The 17,754-nt window shown below is 44.5% G+C and carries 15 protein-coding genes; 10 read left to right on the top strand and 5 right to left on the bottom strand.

All coding sequences use genetic code 11. From position 1 onward, the window contains the following. The first annotated feature begins 50 nt into the window (after positions 1-50). The 4 genes from CES79_RS07655 (at position 51) to CES79_RS07640 (ending at position 6,998) form a co-directional block, all read left to right on the top strand. The gene (locus tag CES79_RS07655) at positions 51-2,375 is read left to right on the top strand and encodes a cation-translocating P-type ATPase (protein ID WP_054654540.1); all 2,325 of its coding nucleotides are present in this window, start codon (positions 51-53) and stop codon (positions 2,373-2,375) included. Positions 2,376-2,476: 101 nt separating this feature from the next. Next, positions 2,477-3,004 (top strand): DUF1836 domain-containing protein, encoded by a 528-nt coding sequence (locus CES79_RS07650; RefSeq protein ID WP_054654538.1) that lies wholly within the window; start codon positions 2,477-2,479, stop codon positions 3,002-3,004. Positions 3,005-3,357: 353 nt separating this feature from the next. Beyond that, positions 3,358-5,967, top strand: coding sequence for a bifunctional acetaldehyde-CoA/alcohol dehydrogenase (adhE, locus tag CES79_RS07645; protein WP_191983073.1), 2,610 nt, complete (start codon positions 3,358-3,360; stop codon positions 5,965-5,967). A gap of 335 nt (positions 5,968-6,302) precedes the next feature. Next, positions 6,303-6,998, top strand: a complete 696-nt coding sequence (locus tag CES79_RS07640; protein WP_054654536.1) for a glycerophosphodiester phosphodiesterase — start codon at positions 6,303-6,305, stop codon at positions 6,996-6,998. 87 nt (positions 6,999-7,085) lie between these two features. On the opposite strand, the gene CES79_RS07635 is transcribed toward CES79_RS07640, so the two are convergent. From CES79_RS07635 to CES79_RS07625, 3 genes are all read right to left on the bottom strand, one after another. Further along, entirely contained in the window at positions 7,086-7,622 is a 537-nt protein-coding gene (locus CES79_RS07635) for a DUF1097 domain-containing protein (RefSeq protein ID WP_089136809.1), read from the bottom strand. A 92-nt stretch (positions 7,623-7,714) separates the two neighbouring features. After that, the gene (gene preA / locus CES79_RS07630) at positions 7,715-8,980 is read right to left on the bottom strand and encodes an NAD-dependent dihydropyrimidine dehydrogenase subunit PreA (RefSeq protein WP_054654534.1); all 1,266 of its coding nucleotides are present in this window, start codon (positions 8,978-8,980) and stop codon (positions 7,715-7,717) included. Next, positions 8,970-10,205, bottom strand: a complete 1,236-nt coding sequence (locus CES79_RS07625; protein WP_089136808.1) for an FAD-dependent oxidoreductase — start codon at positions 10,203-10,205, stop codon at positions 8,970-8,972. The genes preA and CES79_RS07625 overlap by 11 nt, the downstream gene beginning before the upstream one ends. A 403-nt stretch (positions 10,206-10,608) precedes the next feature. Here CES79_RS07625 and CES79_RS07620 point away from each other — a divergent pair, with 403 nt between their 5' ends. Then, a complete protein-coding gene (locus CES79_RS07620; RefSeq protein ID WP_089136807.1) occupies positions 10,609-11,493 on the top strand; it encodes a helix-turn-helix domain-containing protein in 885 nt (294 codons plus the stop codon). 71 nt (positions 11,494-11,564) lie between these two features. On the opposite strand, the gene CES79_RS07615 is transcribed toward CES79_RS07620, so the two are convergent. Further along, a complete protein-coding gene (locus CES79_RS07615; RefSeq protein ID WP_225362347.1) occupies positions 11,565-12,218 on the bottom strand; it encodes a response regulator in 654 nt (217 codons plus the stop codon). Positions 12,219-12,416: 198 nt separating this feature from the next. On the opposite strand from CES79_RS07615, the gene CES79_RS07610 reads away from it, so the two are divergent. The 4 genes from CES79_RS07610 to CES79_RS07595 all read left to right on the top strand — a co-directional run bounded on the left by CES79_RS07610 (position 12,417) and on the right by CES79_RS07595 (position 15,796). Beyond that, positions 12,417-12,734 carry a hypothetical protein gene (locus CES79_RS07610; protein WP_089136806.1) on the top strand — a complete coding sequence of 106 codons (318 nt, stop codon included), beginning with the start codon at positions 12,417-12,419 and terminating at the stop codon, positions 12,732-12,734. 155 nt (positions 12,735-12,889) lie between these two features. Next, positions 12,890-14,737 carry a hypothetical protein gene (locus CES79_RS07605; protein ID WP_089136805.1) on the top strand — a complete coding sequence of 616 codons (1,848 nt, stop codon included), beginning with the start codon at positions 12,890-12,892 and terminating at the stop codon, positions 14,735-14,737. A gap of 163 nt (positions 14,738-14,900) precedes the next feature. Then, entirely contained in the window at positions 14,901-15,428 is a 528-nt protein-coding gene (locus CES79_RS07600; RefSeq protein WP_054654523.1) for a MarR family winged helix-turn-helix transcriptional regulator, read from the top strand. A gap of 2 nt (positions 15,429-15,430) precedes the next feature. After that, the gene (locus CES79_RS07595) at positions 15,431-15,796 is read left to right on the top strand and encodes a rhodanese-like domain-containing protein (RefSeq protein ID WP_089136804.1); all 366 of its coding nucleotides are present in this window, start codon (positions 15,431-15,433) and stop codon (positions 15,794-15,796) included. Positions 15,797-15,883: 87 nt separating this feature from the next. Here the strand turns inward: CES79_RS07595 and CES79_RS07590 are convergent, their stop codons facing one another. Further along, positions 15,884-16,687, bottom strand: a complete 804-nt coding sequence (locus tag CES79_RS07590; protein ID WP_089136803.1) for a MerR family transcriptional regulator — start codon at positions 16,685-16,687, stop codon at positions 15,884-15,886. A gap of 92 nt (positions 16,688-16,779) precedes the next feature. Here CES79_RS07590 and CES79_RS07585 point away from each other — a divergent pair, with 92 nt between their 5' ends. Beyond that, positions 16,780-17,724 (top strand): zinc-binding dehydrogenase, encoded by a 945-nt coding sequence (locus CES79_RS07585; protein ID WP_054654519.1) that lies wholly within the window; start codon positions 16,780-16,782, stop codon positions 17,722-17,724. The last annotated feature ends 30 nt before the right edge of the window (positions 17,725-17,754 follow it).

Here is a 17,754-nt window from a genome sequence, read left to right as displayed (position 1 = left end):
TTGGAAGTTTTGTACAATACTGTTAATAGATACGAAGGGTGGTTTGGTGCATGCCGATTTCACAGGGTCTAACAGCAAAACAAGTGCAGCAACGAATCGATGCTGGACAGCAAAACGAGCCGGCACCGTCTTTAACACGGTCGATCAAGGAGATTTTCCGGGATAATTTACTGACCTGGTTTAACCTGATCAACTTAGTTTTAGGCGCGTTGGTGCTGATCACAGGGAGCTATAAAAACGAATTGTTTTTGGGCGTCGCCATCGTGAATACGGCTATCGGTATTATTCAAGAAATTCGCTCCAAACACCAGATCGATAAAATGAGCCTCCTGTCTGAAGCAACTTATCGGGTTCAGCGAGCGGCGGGGACCGTCCAGCTTCACCAAGACGCAATCGTCCAAGATGACCTGTTAGTGATGCAGCGGGGCGATCAGTTACCAGTTGACGGCATTGTTAAGGCTACTAAGGGGATTGAAGTTGACGAATCCCAGATTACTGGTGAAGCCACGCCAATTACTAAGCAAACGGGAGACACAGTCGTCTCCGGCAGCTTCTTGGTGAGCGGTCAAGCAGTCGTCCAAGCGACTCACGTTGGGGCGAAGAGTTTCATTAATACGTTATCCGGCGAAGTTCAGTCGGGTGAGAGTACGAATAGCCAGCTGCTCAATACCATTAACCGTATCATTAAGATCTTAACCATCGTGATTGTGCCCCTTGGTGCCGTTCTTTTTATTTCAAGACTGTTAAATCACAGCAGCATCAACCAAGCCATCTTAGGCACTACCGCGGCCATGATCGGGATGATCCCTGAAGGACTAGTTTTGCTGACCTCGGTTTCTTTAGCGGTTTCTGCCATGAACCTTGCCCATCATCGGGTTCTTGTTCGGGAGCTTCCCGCCATTGAAGGGCTGGCTCGCGTTGATGTTTTGGGATTGGATAAAACGGGGACCATTACTAGTGGTAAATTGCAGCTGAGCAAAATTGTCCCGTTGAACCATCAAACACTCGACCAAGTAAAACTGATCGTGGGCGGAACAATCAACGCGATCGGCGATGATAACGAAACTGCCCGCGCTCTGAATAGTGTGTTAGCTGATCCGGGCTGGCAGGCCACTCAGGTCGTGCCATTTTCTTCAGCCAGAAAGTGGAGCGGTGTCCAGGTTGATCAGCAAAACTACGTCATTGGCGCACCGGAATTTATGCTCAAACAGGTTCCGGCTGACCTGACCAAGCAAATTGAAGGGTATGCTGCGGATGGGTTACGAGTCTTGTGTATTGCCCAAACTACTGAATTGCAGCCCGATAATTTAGGTGAAGTGACTTTACTGGGCTTGATCTTGATCGAAGATGAAATTCGCGAAAACGCCGTTGATACGTTTCGTTATTTTCAAAACCAGGATGTGGCGTTAAAGGTTATTTCGGGTGATAATCCCACGACGGTGGCTAATATTGCTTCTCGAGCGGGCATTAAGCATTGGGATAAATTAATTGATATGAGCACTTTAGGCGACGATATCGATTATGATCAGCTAGTGGCTAAATACACCGTCTTTGGCCGGGTGACACCGACCCAGAAAAAGCAGTTAGTGATGGCTTGGCAACGTGCTGACCATACGGTTGCCATGACCGGCGATGGCGTGAACGATATTTTAGCGTTGCGGCAGGCGGACTGCGGAATCGCCATGGCCAGTGGCAGTGAGGCGGCTAAGAGTATTGCTGACTTCGTGCTGGTTGACTCCAACTTTGATGCCATGCTCAACGTTCTAAATGAAGGTCGGCGAGTGATCAATAACATTGAACGGGTGGCAGCTCTATACTTGATTAAAACGATGTATTCGGTCGCCCTGAGCCTAATTTTCATTTTTATGAGCAACGGGTATCCGTTTCAGCCGATCCAGTTAACCCCGATTTCAGTCCTGACCGTTGGGATTCCGACGTTCTTCCTGGCACTGGAGCCGAACTACCAGCGCATCTCCGGTCAGTTCATGAAGCAGGTCATGGTGATCGCGGCACCAGCGGCCATTTGCGTGGTGACGTATATTCTCATCATTGACCTGTTTGGCGGTGTGCAATTTAATTTAAACTACGCGGAAACGTCGACTCTGTCAGTGTTATTAACGGGGGCAGTTTGTTTGGTGGCGTTACTGATGGTTGCCAGACCGCTTAACCGGTTGAAATTGGGGTTAGTCGTGTTAATGGGCGGTTGTTTTGCCCTGATCTTTGTGTTCTTTGGGAAACTGTTCTCGTTAGAAGGCATCTTTAACTGGGCAATGGCACTCTTTTACTTGCCGCTGTTAGCAAGCGTGTATCCCTTCTTCTATCTCGTTCAAGAGATCGTTGGCAAGCGGATTCTAGCTCGGATTAACTGGCAGTGATAGGGGTTTAATATATCGGATTATCTAGTTACTAAAACCAGATAAACGTGTTACAATAACTATGATGTAATTAATCATACGATATAAAAAGGAGTGGCAATATGGCAGAATTCGATCAGTATCACCGCTGGGAAGCTCAGATTCGGCAAATTCAGTTACCGCACTGGAGTGAACTGCCCAAGTTTGATTTGTATATGGACCAAGTCGTGGCGTTTGTTAACGATGCAATCGGGCAGCTAGGTGTGGAACTGATCACGCCCGCCATGATCAATAATTACGTGAAGCACCAGGTGATCATCGCGCCAGTCAAAAAAAAGTATCAGACCATGCAGCTAGCCGATCTACTCTTGATTGGGCTGCTGAAGCCACTCTTTTCAACGGAAACGATCCGGCACGGTATTGACCAAGTGACTGCTGGTGACTTCCCCAAACAGGCTTACGATAATTTTATCGATGTGTTGAATGAAGCACTGAAGAATTTAGGCCAAGGACAGCCGGAAACACCCGCTAAAACGTTAAACGACAAGCTTATGCAGGTGGCTGCGGATACGATCGTTAACCGGATTCAATCGGAGCAGTTATTGCGGATGATTGAGAAACCAATTAAGCCAATTAAACAAGTTAAGTAATATTTCAAAAAAGTTTCGAATTATTTCGAAACTTTTTTATTTTGCTTCAAAACGCCTATGTTATGGGAATTATAAGCACTATGAAAATTATTTTCAGAAAAAGTTTCACTTGTGAATGCTATAGTAAGTGATTTCACAAACTAGTTATTTAAGCGCTTTCATTGCTGATTTAATCATGAAAGCACTTGTATACACCGCCGATAAAGGAACTAAATCAATCAAAAAATGAGCAAAATCAATTTAAATTTGCCTATTTACATTTAAAAAAAGTGTGATAATATAGTTTTTGTGAAAGAGATAACAAAGAAATTAACCAATATTTCCATGATGGAGGGTTAGCAATGTTAAAAGAAATGAATTCAAAAGAAAATAATAAACAGGCCAAGAAGCCCGTCAGCGTCAATGAACACATCGATGCCTTAGTTAATAAAGCTCACGATGCACTTTGTGGCATGGATGACTTTACTCAAGAAAAGGTTGATCATATTGTGCACCAAATGGCAATCGCCGGTTTAGATCAACATATGCGCTTAGCTAAGTTAGCTGTTGATGAAACTGGTCGTGGTGTTTGGGAAGATAAAGCCATCAAAAACATGTTTGCTACTGAAGAAATTTGGCACAGTATTAAAAACGATAAAACCGTTGGTATCATTGAAGACGATAAAGAACGTCAATTAATCAAAGTTGCTGAACCACTAGGAATCCTAGCTGGGGTTACACCAGTTACCAACCCAACTTCTACTACTATGTTCAAATCATTAATTGCGGTTAAGACGCGGAACCCAATTATCTTCGGTTTTCATCCACAAGCTCAAAAATCTTCTGTTGCTGCTGCTAAGGTCATGCGCGATGCAGCGATTGCAGCCGGTGCTCCAGAAGGCGTTATTCAATGGATTGAAGAACCAAGCCTTGAAGCAACCACTGCTTTGATGAACCATCCAAAGGTTGCCTCAGTACTTGCTACTGGTGGTCCTGGTATGGTTAAGGCCGCTTATTCAACTGGTAAGCCAGCCTTAGGTGTTGGTCCTGGTAACGGTCCTGCTTACATTGAAAAGACGGCTAACATCAAGCGTGCGGTTAACGACATCGTGCTTTCAAAGACCTTTGATAATGGGATGATCTGTGCCACTGAAAACAGTGTCATCATCGATGCTGATATTTATAACGATGTTAAGCAAGAAATGAAAGCTCGTAAGGTCTTCTTCATTAAGAAGGCTGACCAAAAAGCTTTAGCTGATGCAATGTACGATCCAAAACGTGGCAGTGTTAAGGGCCCTATCGCTGGGATGGCTGCTGTTAAGATCGCTAAATTAGCTGGTATTGACGTACCAGAAGATACTAAGGTTTTAGCTGCTGAATTAACAACAGTTGGTCCAGACAACATGCTCTCAGCTGAAAAGCTTTGCCCAGTAATCTCTGTTTACAAGTCAGCTGACCATAAGGAAGGCTTCAAGATTGCGAACGATCTGTTGCACTTTGGCGGTCTTGGCCATACTGCAGCCATTCACACTGAAGATGAAGATCTGGCTACTGAATACGGGATCAAGATGAAGGCTAGCCGGGTATTGGTTAACACACCATCTGCTTTAGGTGGTATCGGTAACCTTTACAACGAAATGATTCCTTCATTAACCCTTGGTACTGGTTCATGGGGCAAGAACTCTGTTTCACATAACGTGTCATCATTTGACCTATTAAACATTAAAACAATCGCAAAGCGGCGGAATAATATGCAGTGGATTAAATTACCTCGAGTTTACTTTGAAAAGACGTCAGTTCGTTACCTCGGCTCAATGCCTGGTGTTAAGAAAGCCTTCATCGTTGCTGATCCAGCTATGATCTCACTTGGCTATGTCGACAAGGTTTTAGGTGAATTAAAGCGCCGTCCAGATGGCATCGAATATCAACTCTTCTCAGTAATGGAATCAGATCCAACTACTGATACGGTTGAAAAAGGCTATGCTCAAATGAAGGCCTTTAAGCCAGATACGATCATTGCTTTAGGTGGCGGTTCACCAATGGATGCTGCCAAATGCATGTGGTTATTCTACGAGCATCCAGATGCAAGCTTCTTCGGTGCAAAGCAGAAGTTCTTGGATATCCGGAAGCGGACTTACCAGTTTGAAAAGGCTAAGAAGGCACAATTCGTTGCTATTCCAACCACTTCAGGTACTGGTTCAGAAGTAACACCATTCGCTGTTATTACTGACTCTAAGACCCACGTTAAGTACCCATTAGCTGACTACGCATTGACTCCAGACGTTGCCATTGTGGATTCACAATTTATCGAAAGTCTGCCAAAGAAGACCATTTCATGGGCTGGTTTGGATGTCTTGACCCACGGTATCGAATCCTTTGTTTCAAACATGGCTTCAGATTACACTCGTCCATGGTCACTGCAAGCTATCAAGTTAGTCTTTGATAACTTAACGGCTTCATACAATGGTGATCAACATGCCCGTGAAGAAATGCATAACGCGGCTACCATTGCCGGGATGGCCTTCGCTAACGCCTTCTTAGGTGTTAACCACTCAATCGCCCACAAACTTGGTGGTGAGTTCGGTCTGCCTCATGGTTTGGCAATTGCGATTACCTTGCCACACGTTATCAGATACAATTTCAAGGAACCTCGTAAGCTGACTACTTGGCCTAAATACGAATACTTCCGTGCGGATGAAGACTACGCTGAAATTGCCCGTTACGTTGGTTTAACTGGTAAGAACAACGAAGAACTTAAAGAAGCTTTGGTACACAAGATTATCGATTTGGCTCACTCAGTTGACGTTACCTTGAGTTTGAAGGCGAACGGCGTTGACAAGAAACACTTCGATGAAAAGGTTGATGACTTGGCCGAATTAGCTTATGAAGACCAATGCACGACTGCTAACCCTAAGGAACCACTCATCGGCGAATTGCGTCAGATTATGATCGATGAATATGATGGTAAGGGTGTGGAGAAATAGAGCGTAAAAAAAGACGCTTAGCTCCCAGAATATAAGAGAAATAGCCCCATACAGTCCGGTTTTGACTGTGTGGGGCTATTTCTCTTATATGGCCGGGAGCTAAGCGTCTTTTTTTTGCGCGTTTCGACACGGTAACATTGGAGAGTCCGGTTTTGACTGTGTGGGGGATTCTTCTTATATGGCCGGGAGCTGTCTTTTTTTGCGCGTTTCGGCAAGATAAACTGATTTCTCCTAAACCTTTACACATTCAATACGCAAACCATGCAGAAACGCTAGAAACGTTCTGTACACTTAGCTTGTAGTCGAGTGAACCACTACAAATAGGAGGGCGAAAAATGTCAACTTTGATATTTGGTCACCGTGGTATTCCAGCAAAATTTCCGGAAAATTCAATGCAGGGGTTTCGGTATGCTGTTGAGCACAATGTTGAAGGATTGGAGTTTGATGTGCACTTAACCCGTGATCGCTTACCCGTTATTATGCATGATGAAAAAATCAATCGAACCACGAATGGCAAGGGCAGAATCTGTGACTATGATTACGAACAGTTAGCGCTATTTAAACTAAGTAACGGCGAATCAATTCCGACGTTATATGATTTACTAGAATTGGTGAGAAACGCTGACGTGATCTTAAACCTCGAATTTAAAACTGATCAAATTCACTATAAAGGGATCGAAGAAATCGTTTTAAAGCAAGTGAGTCAAGCCTATTTGAGACACCCCGTCATTTACTCGTCCTTTAACTTAGCTAGTTTAAAAATTTGTCAGCAATTAGATGACAGTCAAAACTATTGTTACTTAGCGGGACACGCGATTCGCGAACCGCTTCAATTTTTAAGAAAAGAACATTTAAATGGGCTGCATTTACGGCGAGCTCAGGATAATGAAGGATTGATTGAGCGTATTTGGACGGTCAATAATGAAAAACGGATGCTCAAGCTTTTCTCACAAGATGTCGACGGTATCTTTACGGATGATTTTGAGAAAGCCATGGCGACGCGCGAACAGATGCTCGTTGGGTCACTGTAAAAAATTGATATTTAACCGAATAATCAAGATAGCGCCACGGGTTCCAAGTTTAGAAACCGTGGCGCTATCTGACTGATTCTCTGAAAGTTAGTTTTTTTCGGATTCTTTCGTTTTCTTTGGTTCTTTGTCCGGAAACAGCCGGTACATCCATTTTGAAAAGTAGTTTGACCCAATAATGATTAAGTAAACGCCAAGGTACATCGCAGCAATTAATTGAATCAGAAACACTGGCCAGCTCTTGATCGTGATGTTGGTGATGATCAGCATCGTTGTCCCCCAAGCCAGTAGCCAGGCCGGGACTTCCGCAAACTTCATGATGGTTCCTTGCAAAAATAACACGAGGAAGGTTAAAAAGCCTAAAATAACAGAACTCGTTATTAAGCCGCCTAAATGTGGCAGGGCTAATAGCCAGAGGCAAAAACAGCCTAAGGCAATTCCCAACAGAAAACTAACTGAGATATTTAAAACCTTATCCATTGGTGCACCAGCACCGAAGAAGTAGGAGGCGGCAATGAAGGCGGCACCGCTCATCCAAAGGTTAAATACACCAGCAATCAGGCAAAAAATGAGGGTAGTGAGGCCAACGCCAATGGATGAGATCCAGACGTCTTTACTAATCTTCATGATTTTCACTCCTTTAACAAAAGTCAGCCACTGGAACATAATATCGTTTCAGTGACTGAGCTTTTGATTATACAGGTTTCTAAGGACTGATTCTAGTAAAGACGTTGTGAAACGACATCAATTTTTGATGGATCGCCTTTACGGCCTTCTTTCATCACGATTTTACCAGGATGAATGGCATGCACTGGACAAACTAAGGCACAAAGATGACAGCCAACGCATTTACTTGTGTCGATCGAGGGACGCCGCGTTTTTTCATCCCAAGAAATGGCTTGGTGTGCACCGTCGTAACAGCTGATGAAGCAACGGCCGCAGCCGATACACTTATCCCAGTCGATTTCGGGGTACATCTTGTAATCCCGATCCAGATCTTCAGCTGGAACGATGTTTTTATTGGCCAAACCAACGAGTTCTGACAGGTGTTCAACACCTTGTTCTTCCATGTAGTGCATCAGACCGTTCTTCATATCTTCCACGATTCGGTAACCATATTGCATCACTGCGGTGGTTACTTGCAGGGTAGTTGAGCCCATTAAGATAAATTCAACGGCATCTTCCCAAGTTTCGATACCACCAATACCAGAAATAGGTAATTGCTCCAAGCCAGAAGCTACCCGCAACTGTTGAATGAACCGTAGGGCAATGGGTTTAACGGCTTTGCCTGAAAGGCCGGAGACGGATGATTTGCCGTTAACGATCGGTAAGGCAGTTTTCTTTTCTAAATCCACGTTGGCAATTGATTTCACGGTGTTGATCGTCGCAATTCCATCGGCACCGCCGGCTAAAGCGGCTTTAGCTGCTGGTACCATATCGGTAATGTTAGGCGTCATCTTGGCCATCATTGGTAAGTCTGATCCGCGTTTAACGGCTTCACAATATTTCTTGACCAATGGCGGGTTTGACCCAACGTCAGAGCCCATGGCGTGAGACGTCATTTGCGGACATGACAGGTTCATTTCAATCATGTCGGCACCGGCTTCAGTTACCAGTCGGGCGAGTTCCTCCCAGTCCTTTTCAGTGGGACCCATGATGGAAGCAATAACCACTTTGTCAGGATAGTTTTCCTTTAGTTTCTTTAAGTCAGCCAAATTTTGTTTTAAGGGATGTTCGGCAATTTGTTCCATATTTTTAAAGGCAACGAAGGGAGTGGCTTCCTTAGTGAGTTCATCGAAACGTGGTGAAACCTCATCGACTTCGAAATCTTCGGGTCCAATTGTCTTGAAAACAATGCCGCCCCATCCCTCATCAAAAGCTTTAGCACACATTTCGTAACAGTTGTCTACCGGCGAAGAGGATAGACAGAAGGGGTTTTCAAAATGAACACCCAAAAAATCGATTGATATATCTTTATTGATCATCGCGATTACCTCCTAAAATACTATCGATCTCACCAGCGACTTCTTTCCCTTTTTGAACGGCGTAAACAACGGTTTTATCGCCTTGGGCAATGTCACCCGTAATGAAGACTTTGGGATCATGGGTCTTATAACCTGCTGAGGGGGCTTCACCGTGTTCTAGCTTGATGCCCAGATTCTTAGCGTTGGTTTCCTGGCCAATGGCTAAAATAATTGTGTCAGCTTCAATGGTCATTTCACTGTTGATGTGGCGGTGCTTGAGGGTGACAGTGTGACCGTTGACGCTGTCGGGAACGTAGCCATCAATAATGGTGACCCCTTCACGTTCAGCACCGGCCAGTTCCTTTTTAGAAGCCCGAAATTCGTCGAACTGTTCATAAACGGCGTCAGTAACGTGTTCAACACCTAATTTTTTCAAGGTCGTGACCACGTCCATTGCAACGTCACCACCACCGATCACTAATGCGTTGTCAGGTAAGTCGATATTACCTTTAGCTTGTTTAGTTCGCGCTAAGAAGGAGACGGCAGTTTCAACTGCATCGTTATTTTCAAACATGGGTAGCATTTTGGCTTCACTGGCACCGATGGCAACGATTACGGCGTCATTTTCGGCTTTGAGCTGATCCATGGTCATGTCTTTACCGATAATCGTGTTGAAATGAATGTTGGCGCCCATGTCGGTGATCCGTTTGATTTCGTAATCGACGATGTTACTTGGTAAACGGTATTCAGGAATGCCATAGGTCAAATAGCCGCCAGCTTTGGCGTTCTTTTCGTAAATATCAACACTATAGCCCTTTTCAAGCAGGGTGGTTGCGGCTTGTAAGCCAGCGGGGCCGCTGCCAATAATGGCAATGTGCATCCCGTTACTGTCACCCGCATGCAGGATGTGCATATCATCAGCCTGTTCGAAATCAGTGACGTAACGCTGAATACCGCCAATGTCGATTGGAACGTCAATACCGCTGCGTGAGCAAGCCAGTTCACAGTACTTTTCAGTTGGGCAAACTCGAGCACAAATGGCGCCTAACGCGTTATTTTCGCGGATCGTTTCGGCAGCGCCTTTGACGTTACGGAAACGGACACTGCGAATAAATTTGGCTGGGTCGGTATGGGCTGGGCAGGCAGCCGAACACGGTGCATCGTGGCAGAGCAAGCAGCGCGCTGCTTCTTCCATTACCGTAGTCATCGTATAACCTGGCGTTTCTGTTTCGTATTTTTTAGTCATGGTAATTGGCCTCGTTTCATTGAGAGTTAATAGTGAAGTGATTGTACTTTATTTCACATATCTGATGATTGTAGGATAGCATGGGGTGTCATAAAATAGCAAAAGCGCTTTCAAAATAAGCTGGGAAACAGGACAAACGACGCTAGTTGAGGAATATTTTGTATCAGATTTTAATATACAAAAGTATATAAATTGTCAGATATTTAAGCATAAATGCTGAAGTAGCAGGTTTTGATCAATTTTAATGTTTCGAAAAACCGTGCGATGAAAAAAAGTTATATCATTTTTGAATAGGATATTTTGATTAAAAATATGAACGAACTAGGGTGATGCCTAATAGTGGCAACTACTGGGTGCAGGTATAATAGTGGTAACTAAGAGTAGCGAACGGAGATGAAGATAGATGAATGTGACCGATTTTATTCAGCGGCGTAAAGCCTTAAAACTGTCTCAACGCAAGCTGTGTCAGGGGATCTGTACCCAAGCGACACTCAGTAGATTTGAGAATAACAGTCACGTGCCATCACTCACGATCCTAACGCAGCTTTGTGCCCGTCTTGGCATGACGGTCGAGACGTTATATCAATCAGAGGCCGACACGGTCAGTCAGGTTAATATCCAGCTTGATGAGATCGAAAAAAGTTTAATGATGGAGGATTACTGTCAGGCGTTTCAAAAATTGAGCGCAATCGATTCAGATCAGATCGAGTCAGTGATAGCCAAAATGCGATTTTATTATTTAAGGGGCTTGATGACCGCACTCACTAATGGCAATGTGCTTGATATCAGTTACGATCTATCGCTGATTTTTAACGTCTTAGATGTCAATCAAAAAACCATCTTCACCACCCTGGGTTTTCTCGGGATGGGTGAGATGTACGCCCGTAACCATCAACTGCAGCGTGCGCAATTTTACTTTGACAAAGTGAATGACTACCTGAGTCAATTACCAGCAGAGCAACAAAGTGAGCAGTATTACTTACGGGTACTCATGATGGTGTATTACACCGCCGAGTTTGAGATGACCCGCAATCATTACGCTGATAGTCAACGGCTGATCAAAGCCGGCGTGGGCTTGTGTTCCAGCCAGCACGTCACCTTTTATTTACCTAACTTAAAATTTTTAGCGACACGATGTGCGATTGCACTACATCAGCCAACCCAAAAGGTGCAGGGGCTGATGAGTGAAACGCTGGCCTTTGCTAAGATCAATCAAAATGAAGTGGTGGAAGTTAAATTAGCCGCGTTGAAACGACAACTAGAAAAGGGTCAGCTACGCGAGGCATAATTAAAAAGAGCTACCATTCATTTACAGTTTCCTGACAAGGGGTGTAAATGAGTGATAGCTCTTGTGATGTTTTAAAAGTCAACTAAGCCATTTTTCACGGCGTATTTAACTAGCTTGGCGTGAGACGGGTAGTCCAGCTTGCGCATGATACTAGATTTATGAGCCTCCACCGTTTTGGTCGTAATGAAGAGCCGGCTGGCAATCTCCTTATTGGAACAGCTTAAGACCATTAGCGGCAGCACTTCTTGTTCACGGCTGGATAGCGCTTTATAGTAGTAAAGCTGCTCGTCAGCTTGAGTCGAATTGATTTGTTTGAAGTCCGCCGGGGTCAAAACAATATTTTGATCGACAAAAATACGGTTTTGAACCACCGTTGTTAAAGCAGCGCTAAATTCTGATGCGGGTGAAGTTTTTAAAACGTAGCCGGCTGCGCCATAGTGCAGGCTGTCATCGATGTAGTGGTGTTCTTCGTGACTGGTATTAATGAGGACTTTGGTGTTAGGATAGTTATCGTGAATCCGGTGGGTCACGGTGACGCCGCATTCACCAGGTGGCATGGAGATGGCCATGACAACGACGTCGATGTCGCCTTCAGTGATTTTCACGTAAGCGTCCGTTGCATTACTGGTTTCCGCGATCACTTTAAAGTGCGGCTGAGCATTAATAATAGCTTTTAAGCCGGTACGATAGATTGGCTGGTTGTCAGCAACGAGCACGTGGTACATGAGCAAGCCCTCCTTTTCTTTAGTTTTTATTAACAATCAAGTCTAGTGTTAATAATGTCTAATGATTAATTCAATAATAGCATGATACATCAACAAAGTAAGCGATTTCACTCCTTTCCTTTTCATCGCTATATACTTGTGTTAAACTTAAGGAAAAATGAGAGAATCATGAATTTAAATTGAGAGTGGTGGTACAAAGTGAACGACAGTATCTACTTGCTAACGCCTGAAGATAAGAATTTCATTTCTCATGTTTGTCGCAACTTACAGACATTTATGCTCTGGGTAAATGAATCGGGGCATGCTGAAGACTTTAAAGTGCAAGAAGCACGTGAAAGCAGTGCCGACTATATATTAACGACGCTGTTAAAAAAATATCATATCGAATTAACTGATAAGGCTAAAGCTGAAAAACTGCTGGCAAATGGCAGTTTAGCAGTGGATGACATTAACGTTGTCGCAGTGGTGCAAGAGACTGCTCGGCTGATCGACACGTTTGCAGCAAGCGTTTCTTAATAAATGGACTATGAGTGAAGTAGCAGCGAGTTTTCTGATCAAACGAAAACTGGCTGCTTTTTTGGGTTCTAAAAGCGAACTCTCATACGGTAAGCGCTACAATTTGGTATACTACAGATAACAAATTCTGTAAAAAACAGGAAAGAGGATTAGACATGCTCAGTTATTTTGCCTTGATTACACTTGTTAAGTTATCAGGGTTATTGATCCCGTTTATTTGGTTCTTGTGGATCAGTAACCGGCGCTGGCGGTCTTGGGGAATTATCGCCATCGTCGCGTTATTTATCGTTAGCTACATTAACACCTACTTTAACCTGCCGGATCTAGCGTACCCATCGCTGATCGACGGCTGGCTGATGTGGCTGATTGGCGGGTTTGTCGTGGTACTGGTACTGCGGCGCTTCGTGTTCAATCCCAATGCCGTAAAAGAACGGGCGGTCAATGAGGACAACTTCTTTAGTCGGCTGCTGCGTAATTTCGGCATCACCATTGGCTGGCTGGGTCGCTTAGTTGGGGCCGCTGTGCTGGCCATTGTGATCTTGATGGTGCTCAGCGGGACTGCCTCGGTGATTACCTCGATGAATCCCAAACCGGCAGTCAATTCCATTAAGACGGATATCAATAATTCAACGGATGGCGCGCCGATGCCGGTGATTAAGAACAGTGCCGAGACACCGGTGGTCAACGCACCGCAGACCGTTTCTACTGACATGAACAACTCGCTGAACAGTTTTAAAAATTCTAACGTTTATGATTTGAATCATATGCGGGTTCAGATGTACAACGGCAAAATGGTTTACGTGGCGCCCGTTGAATTCTCTGGCGGTTTTTGGCGGTATATTCACTACCAAAAAGTACCCGGTTATTTCATGACGAACGCAACGGATAAGAATGCTGATCCGAAGTTTGTGGCCAAGCCAATGCGCTACACGCCAAGTGCCTACTTTAACCGCGATGCTGACCGGCGAATCAACGCTTATAGTATGGGGTACACCATGGTTGGCGATACTTCGCAGCTGGAAGTGGATAATAACGGGACACCGTATTACGTCCGCACACTAGCTAAACCAATTTCGTACTTTAACCGTAACTATGATTTTAAGCACTACAAAGTGGCCGTTTTAAACACGATCAGTGGCAAGGTTCACGTTTACTCGCCTAATAAGGTACCGAAGTTCGTGGATGTAGCAGCGACGCCAGAATTGGTTCAAAAAGAAGTTTCCATGTTCGGCCGTTACCGTCATGGTTTCTGGAATGCCACTAGCTTTGGTGGTCACAACGATGTGATGAAGCCAACTCAAGCTGGGACTGAAGGTGGCGACACCTTAACGCCATACGCCTATAAGGGCCGGATCTACTACTTCACTGGGATGACCAGTGTCAATAGTCACCAAAGTTCAATTCTGGGTTACGCCTTCGTGGATGCACGAACCAACACGCTGCACTACTACCGTGAACACGGGAATGTCATGACACCGGAACGGGCGATCTCATACGCGCAACAGGATATTAATCCGCAAAATTATAAAGGGACGTTACCGTTACTCTACAGAATAAACGGCAATCCAACCTGGGTCGTTTCCATGCTTGACCGGGATAATAATTCCTTTATGAAGTTTGTGTACTTGCTGGCGGATGGCAATAACCAAAGCGGGACGTACGCAATCGGTGACGATGCGCAAAGTACCTTGGAAATGTTCCAGCAACGGGTCGGTGCTAAGACAGGAACGACCGTTGAGCCGAAAGTGACTGGCAAGACGATTTCTGGGACCGTTGAGCGGGTGGTTAAACCGGACGATAAGCAGATCTTGTTTATCTTGAAGGGTGATAGCCACGTTTACCGGATGGATACATCGGCTAAGTCGTTTGAACCGATCTTCCAGTTTATTCAATCTGGCGACAAGGTCAGCTTTAAGGCGACTGCAACCGATAAGAACCAGTTAGCAACGGCAAACGTTGGGCTGGAGACTTATAAGAATCAGTCGATCAAGACGCAAAAATAAAATGGTAACGAGTTTCTAGAATATTAAAAACGTGGGCCGGCAGTTCAAAAGCGGTTCACGTTTTTTGATATCATGTGGTAATTATTATTTGACATCTGCTAAAAAGTCAGTATACTATTCAATATAGTTAGCCGGCTAATCAAATTATAAAGGTCTGAACTAAATGGAAAAAGGTAATTTCAACGATCGACCTGATGCGGCTCGTTTAGCGTTAAGCATCGGTGAGGTTCACTCGGATATTGACGCCGATACTGTTTTACAATTCTTGAATTTTCAGTGGTCTTATCGAGAAATGCAGCGGCAGTATGATGCTGTATTGACGAAATATCAATTAACGGAATCGCGATTCGTTATTTTGATGTTTCTCTATGAGGCCCCTAAGCAACAGCTGTTACCATTACAGTTGGCTGATAAATTAGGGACGACCCGTGCTACCGTCAGTAAGTTATTACGGGGGCTAGTCACCCAGGGACGGGTCACAAAACAGGCTTCACCAACTGATAAACGAGCGGCGCTAATCAGCTTGACCGCTGAAGGTGAACGGGTGTTATTATCGTTTCTGCCGCATAATTTTGATGCGGTTCAAACCCTATTTGGTAATTTAACGTCAGCCGAATTAACAACATTTTCTCATTTATTGGCAAAGATCAACCAGGGTACACAGACACTTAAAAACGAAATGGAGAACTAAACATGGATACAGAAAAAATCAACTTTTTAAAAACTTACTTGAGCCTTTACATCAGCCATCAACAAGTTATGGCCGACAAGCAAAAGCCTGATTCACAATACGTTGTTCTGGATGTTCGTAACGCCCCAGCACAAATCAAAAAGGATCAGATCAAGGGCGCTGTTGCATTAGCTGCTAAGGATCTTCCTGACCATCTGAACGAATTGGACAAGTCAAAGACCTACGTCGTTTACGACTGGACTGCCGGTACTACTTTAGGCAAAGTCGCTCTATTGACTCTGCTTTCAAACGGCTTCAAAGCATACGAATTATCATGTGCCTTAGAAGGCTGGAAGGGCATGAGCCTGCCAGTTGAACCAGTAGCTTAATTCAGATTGATACTAAAAGCTCACCTAGATTTTTCTAGGTGAGCTTTTTTGTCCGTATTTTCAAGTGAAAAATTAAAACTGACTGGTTTAAAGCAGCTGATATTCAATCGAAATTTTTTTTGAACCGGCCTTGCTAGTGAGCTGTTCCGACTCATTCAACTGCCAATAATTGTTGGCAATTTCCAGGTGGTTGCGATTGATAAACGCTTTAATGGCAGCCAACGCCTTTTCGATACTGGCTTGGCTGTTGGTTGCGCTGGCGACAATGTATTTACCTTGAGGCCGAGTAATGACAGGAACGGTCGTAATGTCTTGCTGGCTGACTTCCTTAATGATCCGAAAATTGGCGTTGGGATATTCCCGCGCTTCACTGCCGCTGAGATCAGTCAGAAAACCAGATTCTTTTTTGTTCACTAACTTCAACGGGTCGATCAGCGCATAAAATTGCTTATAAAGCGCACTGATTGCTTCGTCCGTACAGCCGACCGATTCTAAAGAAGTCCAAAACTTGCGGGCTGGTCGGTCAAGGATACATGGCGCATACAGTTGTTCGGTATCAGCAGATGCGGTGTTGCGATAACGTTCTAAAAGGGTGCTTTTTAAAGAGGTCATTTCCTGAATCTTAGTTTGGATATCGGCTAGCACCTGGTCTAAACGAGAATCCAGGGCGGCATCAGTTTGCTTAGCAATCAGTGCCTTAATATCTGCAATCGAAAGGCCTAACCGGCGTAGCTGCAAGATGAAATTCATCTGATACAGCTGATCATAGTCGTAATAGCGATAATGATTGTCCCCAACGGTTGCCGGCTTGAATAAATCTTGTTCATCATAAAACAGCAGTGTCCGGCGAGTAGTCCCTGCTAATCTAGCGAATTGGTTAATGGATAACATTTTTTTAAATCCCTCCTTGACCTGTACGTTACGTTACAGTTTAACCTAGAGTCATTGATAAGTCACTTAACGATATTTGGAGGTTTTATTTTATGAAAGCAGTTGTGATTAACCAACCCGGTAACTCAGACGTTTTAGACATTGTCGATCGACCAATACCAAGCGCTGATGCAACACATTCAGTGCTAAAAATTCACGCGTTTGGTGTTCACCGATACGAGGTGCTGACGCGAGAAGGCGGTTCACCCGACGTGAAATTTCCACGGGTTATTGGTGTTGAAGCAGTAGGTGAGATTTATCAAACCGCGCCTGATTCTGGCCTGAAATTAGGCCAGCGGGTAATTACATTGAACGGTGGTTTCGGTCGAGATTTTGATGGCAGTTATGAAGAATACGCATTGGTCCCCAATAACCAACTTTTTACCGTTGATTACGATGGTGACTGGGTATCGCTGGCACAGTATCCCGAAACGTTTGTGACCGCTTGGGGTTCAATTAAGAGTTTGCGGTTGTCGGCTGGTCAATCCATGCTGGTTCGTGGTGGAACTAGTGCAGTGGGGTTAGCAATGATCAAGCTGGCAAAGGCAATTGGACTCAAAGTTACCGCGACAACCCGGAAACCTGAACGCTTTTCGCTATTAACGGCTGCTGGTGCGGCTGATGTCATTTTAGACAAAGCCGGTCAATTGGATACTACGCAAATGTTTGATGGTATCGTGGATCTGGTGGGTACGGCAACCGCTAATGATTCACTTAGTCACGTGGTTGTTGGTGGAACTTGCTGTGTAGTCGGTTTGTTAGCCGGTGAGTGGATGATGAAGGATTTCTCACCATTTGATTTACAAAATCGCTATCTCACAGATTATGATTCTGGTTTTGTGGATCAGGCGATGATCGATGAGCTATTTCAGGTGATTAACGCGCACGACATTACTATTCCGATTTCTAAAGTCTTTCCGTTGACTGAAATTGTCGCCGCTCATGATTTTGTGATGGCCAATCCAACGGCTGGAGAAGTGATCGTGACCAATGATTAGTAGAACGACAAAAAATCACCTAGCAAAATG

This window comes from Secundilactobacillus silagei JCM 19001, from assembly GCF_002217945.1.
Lineage (GTDB): Bacteria > Bacillota > Bacilli > Lactobacillales > Lactobacillaceae > Secundilactobacillus > Secundilactobacillus silagei.
This window is presented reverse-complemented; position numbering and strand designations above follow the sequence as displayed.